A 7,641-nucleotide genomic window follows, 5' to 3' on the forward strand; every position below is an offset into this window, starting at 1 on the left:
CTGCCTTTCGGTCTTTTAATTCGTAGAAATTCTAGCCGAAAAATTGGTTTTGAAAATACCTATTCCCGTCAAGATGGTTAATCGACTCGTAATAATCTTCTATTTCCTATTGCGTTACTAGGCTTTACTGTCTACTATGCTTGCCAACAGCAAAACGAACAACCTATAAGGTTTGTGGGTTTCGCTGCTACACACACCGTAAAACCACACGGTATCCAGTCATTTGAACACTTTGGAGGTTCACCATGAGCAATGTTTACACGTCCATCGATCAGCTTATCGGCCACACCCCGCTTCTGGAGCTCACCCACTTCGAGGCCGACGAGGACCTCAAGGCCCGTGTGCTCGTCAAACTGGAATACTTCAACCCCGCCGGGTCCGTCAAAGACCGCGTCGCCAAGAACATGATTGACGAGGCCGAGAAGGCCGGCAAGCTCGTGCGCGGTGGCGACTACACCATCATCGAGCCCACGAGCGGCAACACCGGCGTCGGCATCGCTTCGGTGGCGGCGGCCCGCGGCTACAAGGTGATCATCACCATGCCCGAGACCATGTCCGTCGAGCGCCGCAAGCTGATGCAGGCATACGGTGCGCAGCTCGTGCTCACCGACGGCTCCAAAGGCATGAAGGGCGCTATCGCCAAGGCCGAGGAGCTGCAGAAGGAGACCCCCAACAGCATCATCGCCGGCCAGTTTGTGAACCCCGCCAACCCCGCCATCCACAAGGCCACGACCGGCCCCGAGATCTGGGACGACACCGACGGCAAGGTCGACATCTTCGTCGCCGGCGTTGGCACCGGCGGCACCGTGACCGGCGTGGGCGAGTTCCTCAAGGAGCAGAACCCCGAGATTCAGGTCGTCGCCGTCGAGCCCGCCACCTCCCCGGTGCTCTCTAAGGGCCAGGCCGGCCCGCACAAGATCCAGGGCATCGGCGCCGGCTTTGTGCCCGACGTCCTCGATACCCAGGTCTATGACGAGATCATCCCCGTCGAGAACGACGATGCCTTTGCCACCGGCCGCGCCGTGGGCCACAAGGAAGGCGTGCTCGTGGGCATTTCGTCCGGCGCCGCCGTCTGGGCCGCTCTGCAGCTGGCCAAGCGCCCCGAGAACGAAGGCAAGACCATCGTGGCGCTGCTCGCCGACACCGGCGAGCGCTACCTGTCCACGGCGCTCTTCCAGGACTAGAGCTTCTCGTTCTTAGAACGAGTCCAAGGCACGCCGGTCTCCCCTCTCTTCTGGCAGCCTGAGCTCATCCCAACAGGATGCCCCACGAGACGTCCGAACTTGCTACAATGTCTGCGGCGCGGAACCAGCCTCCCGCGCCGCTTTTCTTTTTTGGCCACATGCCACCAAGGAGAACCTCCTCATGCACAACAAGCGCGTGCTCGTCGCCATGAGCGGCGGCGTCGATTCCAGCGTGACCGCGTATCTGCTCAAAAGTCAGGGTTACGAATGTGTCGGTGCCACCATGCGCCTCACCTGCCCCGCGCCCGATCCCGCCACGGGCATGAGTAAGGTCGACCACGACATCGCCGATGCAAAGGCCGTCGCCGAGCGCCTGGGGATACCCCATCACGTGCTCGACTTGCAGCAAACCTTCGACCGCAACGTTGTCGAGCGTTTTATGAACGCCTACCAGGAGGGGCTGACGCCCAATCCGTGCATTATCTGCAACCGCCACATTAAGTTTGGCGCGCTGCTCGATGCAGCGCTGGACATGGGCTGCGACTACATCGCCACGGGCCATTACGCCAAAACAAGCCAGGCGGCAGACGGCACCTGGCAGCTGCATCGCGGCGAGGACCCCAAAAAGGACCAGAGTTACTTTTTGTATTCGCTTACGCAGGAGCGTCTGGCGCGCACGATTTTTCCGCTGGCGGGTCTGAACAAGGAGCGCGACGTGCGCCGGATTGCCGCCGAGCAGGGCTTCATCAACGCCCAGAAGGCCGAAAGCGAGGATATCTGCTTTATTCCAGACGGTAACTACGCGGGCTATATCGAGCGCCGCTGCGGACATCCCGCTGCACCGGGCGACATTGTGTGGCGCGACGGCAGCGTGGTCGGGCGCCACAACGGCGCGCTGCGCTACACCATCGGCCAGCGCAAAGGCCTGGGCGTCGCGATGGCGCATCCTGTGTATGTGACGGGCGTCGACGCCGCTAACAACACCGTGCATCTGGGCGAGGCCGAGGACCTGACGGCCACGGCGCTCACGGCCAACGACTGGATTTGGAGCGCCCCTGCCGACCACATGGAAGCCGAGCTGGATGCCGGCGGCATCCGCGTGGGCGCCAAGTACCGCTACCGACAGAAAGACCAGGCAGCGATCCTTACGCGCGGCGAAGACGGGCAAATGTTGCTGACCTTTGACGAGCCGCAGCGCGCCATCGCCCCCGGCCAGGCTGTCGTTATATACCGCGGCGACATCGTCCTGGGCGGCGGCACCGTGACCGGTGCACTTAAGTAGCCGCGGGTTTATCGCTGCACGTGTCGAAGTACCTCAACAGCGGCACCAACCTCGATTACGCGACGCTCGAGGCCGCGGCGGATGGCCTCGAGTCGACCCTCCGCCGTGGCCAATTTGCTCTGCGAAAGAATCTCGATCGCCTCATCAACAAATCCGTTGAGCCGCGATGAATCGAACCAATCGAGCAAATCCGCAAGCGCCAGCTGGACGGAAGGGTCGGGCCCAAACGGCTTAGCGGAAAACCCAAACTCCCCAGCTGCGAGCACGGCAGTTGGTACGTTGTACCACAGGCAGTTGCCGCTATCGAACAGCGGAGCAGGTTTTATCTCCAGGGTGTCGACATTGCGGATGATGCCGAAGTTTCGCCAATGGCGGTCGCTGTTGGCCAAAAGGGCATCGCAGACAATCATCTGCGACATAGACTTTCTCACAGCGGCCTCATCGGCACCATGCTTGCCAAGGCAGCGACAGTATCGATCGTATGTCGAGTTTCCCCGCTGGCCACCAAGTGCGCCCTTAACGTAAACAGCCGGAACGTATTCCTCGCGGCCGTCAAGAAAATCCTCGCACAGGCACGCAGGGCCATCGAACATCCGATCAACCGTATAAGGAACAAACTCGCCCTCCGACAGCAAGCGACGATGCAGAGCCGTTGCAACCGCCTCGTTAAAGGGCCGTTGGTCGTCCATGCCGCATCCCTTGACCAGAACGCGAACACCGTTGCGAATCATCCACGATTTAGGGAGCTCGCCCTCGGACGTGTTATCAGGATTTTTAAGACCGATGCCTTCCAGCCAACCCGAACGCTCTTCGGGCGCCGATCGCTCAAATTCGTTCTCAAAGTAATTGATGTTTTGCCATTTGAGTTCGGCGCAATCGGCCGGCCGCAGCCAATAGCAATCCGAAAGCGATAGGCCCAGGCACTGAACCGGCACCTCAATGCCACTGGCAATTCCCAGTTCACGATAGCGCGAGACGAGTCCGGGGCGGACGTCAGGCACCGACCGATGGCTCCACCACACGTTGAGCTCCCGTTTATTCACCGTAGGAGAAGAACTCGAGCACGTGCCAAACGGCATCCTTTGCGCATCGAGCACCTCGGCGATTTCGAAGGGAAACTCACGTGTCGGATCAAATGAGACATGCGCGACCTCATGGTCGGCCGACATCAGCGTAAACTTGCGCCCCACATCGGCCGCAGGACGGCGTCCACGTTTGCGGACCTTTTGATAAGCGAGCGCAGAATCATACTCAACCATCTTCCGTCCGCCCACAATATCGCACGCGAGCGTTCCCGATGCGGCAAGTTGCGATATGCGGGCTTTCGTAACGCCCAACAGGCGGGCGGCATCACCCATAGATAAGTACTCAGATGTATTCATATGCCGCATCACCTCGTTAAGTAATTTACGCGTTTAGTTAACATATTACATACATCATAATACTAAACGACCTAAAGCGAAAAAAGGCCCGAGAAATCGGGCCTTAGTGATTGGTCAGCCGAGTCGCAAGCTGCTCCCCTAGCGCTGAACGTAGGCGCGGACGAGCTCGTAGGTGTTGCGCACACCGTCGATGTGGCTGCGCTCGTAGTTGTGGCTCGCGTACACGCCGGGGCCGATCAGGCCATGGCGAATGTCGTAGCCGGCCGAGAGTGTGGCCTCGACGTCGGAGCCGTAGTGCGGATACACGTCGATGGCGTAATCGAGCTCCAGCTCGCGCGCGATGTTGGACAGCGTGGTCACCAGGTCGTAGTTGTACGGACCGCCCGAATCCTTGGCGCAAATCGAAACCATGCGCTCGGTGCAACCCAGGTCGTCGCCCACGCAGCCCATGTCCACGCTGATCATCTCGCGTGTGTCGTCCGGCACAAAGGCACCGCCGTGGCCGACCTCCTCGTACACCGTAAAGAGCAGCGATACCTTGCGCGAAAGCGTCACCTCGCCGCCAGCAACGGCGCGGGCCAGGCCCAGCAGAATCGACGCCGACAGCTTGTCGTCCAAGAAGCGGCTCTTGATGTAGCCGCTCTCCGTCACCGTGGTACGCGGATCCATAGCGATGATGTCGCCGGTCTGAATACCCAGCTCGAGCACATCGTCCTTGCTGTCAACGTTCTCGTCGAGCAGGATTTCCATGTTCTTCTCGATGGTCTTGACCGGCTCATCGGCCACATGCGCCGAAGGCTCGGTATTGAGGACCACGCCCGTATACACATTGCCGTCACGCGTGTAGACGGTGCAGTTCTCGCCATCGGCCGTAGACCACTGATGTCCGCCGAGCGTCGTGGGGCGCAGGCGACCATTGTCCTTAATGGAGCGTACCATGGCGCCCAGGGTATCGACATGGCTCGCCAGTACGAGCGGCTCACCCTCGCCACCAAGCTCAACCAACACGTTGCCCTTATTGGAACGCTCGGGCCCAAACCCCATCTCGCGCAACGTTTCCATCAGATAATCAGTCGCCGCACGGGTATAGCCCGTAGGCGAAGCAATAGAAGTCAGTGCCTTCAACTGGTCAGTAATATAGGAGAGCGTAGAATCCATCTTGGACACCAAAGTCACCCTTTCATATCGAATTAAACCCACAGCAACAATACCACCGCGAACCATCTTTTTACCTAGCGAGATGACCCATCGAGCTCGCCAGGACTGCGCCCGCCACGATAACGAGCCGGCGGCCCCCTGCCGTTAGCCCCACAATCTTTCCGCAGGACGGAGGAAGCCCCCGCCGCACGAAGTGCGCAGCGGAGGCTTCCGACATGTCCGAGGACGATTGTGGGGCTAACGGGCAGGGGCCCGCCGAACCAAGTTAGGCAGCCGGGCAGATCTTCTTGAAGAGCTCGATGACGTCGTCGAGCGTCGCCTCGCGCGGGTTACCCGGGAAGCAGGCGTCAGCCATGGCGTCCTTGGCCAGGACCTCGATCTCGTCAGCCTTCATGGCCTCGCAGACGTGCGGAATGTTCACGTCGGCAGAGAGCTGCTTGACGGCGGCGATGGCGGCGTCGGCGGCCTCGTCGGTGCTCATGCCCGTGGTGTCAACGCCCATGGCGACGGCAACCTTGGCCAGACGCTCGGCGCAAACCGGCTTGTTGAACTCCATGGCGATCGGCAGCAGCATGGCGCAAGCGACGCCGTGCGGGGTGTCGTAGTGAGCGGACAGGGTGTGAGCCATGGCGTGGTCGATGCCCAGGCCGACATTGGAGAAGCCCATGCCGGCGACATACTGGCCAAGAGCCATGCCCTCGCGGCCGGAGCCGGGCTGGCCGGACTTGGCCTCGGCGACGGAGTCGCGCAGGTTCTCGCTGATCAGCTTAATAGCCTCAAAGTGGAACATGTCGGAGAGCTCCCAAGCGCCCTTGGTGGTGTAGCCCTCGATGGCGTGGGTTAGAGCGTCCATGCCGGTGGAGGCGGTCAGGCCAGCGGGCATGGAAGCCATCATGTCGGGGTCGACGACGGCGACCTCGGGGGCGTCGTTGGTGTCGACGCACACGAACTTGCGGACCTTCTCGGGGTCGGTGATGACGTAGTTGATGGTCACCTCGGCGGCGGTACCGGCAGTCGTCGGCACGGCGATGGTGAACACGGCGTGGTTCTTAGTCGGAGCAACGCCCTCGAGGCTGCGGACATCGGCGAACTCGGGGTTGTTGATGATGATGCCGATGGCCTTGGCAGTGTCCATAGAGGAGCCGCCACCGATGGTAACGATAGCGTCAGCCTCGGCGGCCTTGAAGGCCTCGACGCCGTCCTTGACGTTCTGGATAGTGGGGTTGGGCTTGATCTCGGAGTAGAGGCTCCAAGCGATGCCGGCAGCGTCGAGCTCGTCGGTCACCTTAGCGGTAACGCCAAACTTGACCAGATCGGGGTCGGAGCAGACGAAGATCTTCTTGTAGCCGCGACGCTGGAGCTCGCCGGGGATCTCCTTGATGGCGCCGGAACCATGATAAGAGATGGTATTGAGAACGAAACGATTAGCCATTGATAGCCTCCCATCGTGTGCGGGGCACCCATTACGCCCCACGCTATGAGTCCCATCCTAACGCTTTTGAAACAAAAAACACGTGAGAACGTCAAAATTGTTAAAGCGTTTCAACAGAAGATGAAAAATATTGCGGCAAAGGGACAACCCCTTTGCCGCATTCGGTTACTTTCGACAGCCCTCTTTCCAAGCCTCGGCCGCAACCTTCCAGCGAAAACGCAAGTCGCGCTCGCGGTCGATGAACATGATGGCAAACGCGACAAACAGCAGCACGCTCGCCACGACGATGGCGTGCAGGCCCATGCGCTCAATACACCAGTTGCCCAACACGGCGCCAAACACAAAGGTAAAGATCACGCCAAAGTACAGCAGGCCGTTTTCCAAAAAGCCGCGCTTGTGGGTGATGATGTAGTCGTCCACGTTTTGCAAGGCATTACGGAGGTTGCCGATACACATGGTCGTGGCGATGCCGTGACCGTGGATCTTGCGGAAGCTCTCGACCTGCATGCCGCAGGCAAACGAGGTGAGGCAGTTGGCGAGCAGGTTGTAACCGCCGCCCGGGATAAAGCTCACGCCCAGCAAGATAACGGCTTCAAAAAACACCGTCACCTGGCGCCAGTGAATCACACTGCCAAACCGCTCGTGAACCAAGTCGGCAAGCATAATGCCCACGGCAAACGACACCACGGGGAAGAAATAGCGTCCCGCCAGCGCCCAGTTGCCCTCCGAGATGCTTACACCCACGAGCAGGATGTTGCCCGTCTGAGCGTTTGCGAAAACATGGTCGCGCCCAATGTACGAATAAACGTCCATAAAGCCACCGGCGAGCGCCAAGATGATGCCCAGCTCAATAGACTCCGATATCTGCTTGGCACGCTGCATCGTCGTGCATCCTCCTTGTTGACGACTCCCTCGTGCGTTGGCGGACATATAGCCGCCGTCCATACTGTAACCCATTGACAATATAGCGTGCGCGCGAGACGAGTTCCCCAACGCGCAGATACACAGTCTGGAAACAAACGATTGACTCAGCGACGCTCTCACTCACCAGCTCATGTACTCCACCAGTCTTTTTAGCCCCATTACAGTTTGAGTCGTCCGAAAGGGCGGCTCTTTTCCGTTGCACGGCTATACGATTGAGCCGTACCGGTGGTCGCTGGCCGACCGCCCCGGACGGCCGTCAGCCCCTGCCCCGTAGAGGGC

At 59.9% G+C, this 7,641-nt stretch carries 6 protein-coding genes; 2 read left to right on the forward strand and 4 right to left on the reverse strand.

Annotated features, from left to right (window positions below; genetic code table 11):
- Window positions 1-245 precede the first annotated feature (245 nt).
- The gene (cysK, locus tag I2H81_RS07910) at window positions 246-1,184 is read left to right on the forward strand and encodes a cysteine synthase A (RefSeq protein WP_055250951.1); all 939 of its coding nucleotides are present in this window, start codon (window positions 246-248) and stop codon (window positions 1,182-1,184) included.
- 181 nt (window positions 1,185-1,365) lie between these two features.
- Window positions 1,366-2,466, forward strand: coding sequence for a tRNA 2-thiouridine(34) synthase MnmA (gene mnmA, locus I2H81_RS07915; protein ID WP_195645172.1), 1,101 nt, complete (start codon window positions 1,366-1,368; stop codon window positions 2,464-2,466).
- An 8-nt stretch (window positions 2,467-2,474) separates the two neighbouring features.
- Here the strand turns inward: mnmA and I2H81_RS07920 are convergent, their stop codons facing one another.
- The 4 genes from I2H81_RS07920 to I2H81_RS07935 form a co-directional block, all read right to left on the reverse strand.
- Window positions 2,475-3,848 (reverse strand): DNA-binding protein, encoded by a 1,374-nt coding sequence (locus tag I2H81_RS07920; protein ID WP_195645173.1) that lies wholly within the window; start codon window positions 3,846-3,848, stop codon window positions 2,475-2,477.
- A gap of 138 nt (window positions 3,849-3,986) precedes the next feature.
- Window positions 3,987-5,006, reverse strand: a complete 1,020-nt coding sequence (locus I2H81_RS07925) for a M42 family metallopeptidase (protein WP_117842655.1) — start codon at window positions 5,004-5,006, stop codon at window positions 3,987-3,989.
- A gap of 265 nt (window positions 5,007-5,271) precedes the next feature.
- Window positions 5,272-6,438 (reverse strand): lactaldehyde reductase, encoded by a 1,167-nt coding sequence (gene fucO, locus I2H81_RS07930; RefSeq protein ID WP_022094861.1) that lies wholly within the window; start codon window positions 6,436-6,438, stop codon window positions 5,272-5,274.
- Between the two features lie 165 nt (window positions 6,439-6,603).
- Window positions 6,604-7,320 carry a YoaK family protein gene (locus I2H81_RS07935; RefSeq protein ID WP_117639796.1) on the reverse strand — a complete coding sequence of 239 codons (717 nt, stop codon included), beginning with the start codon at window positions 7,318-7,320 and terminating at the stop codon, window positions 6,604-6,606.
- Window positions 7,321-7,641: the final 321 nt, after the last annotated feature.

This window comes from Collinsella aerofaciens (assembly GCF_015561195.1).
Taxonomy (GTDB): domain Bacteria; phylum Actinomycetota; class Coriobacteriia; order Coriobacteriales; family Coriobacteriaceae; genus Collinsella; species Collinsella aerofaciens_AC.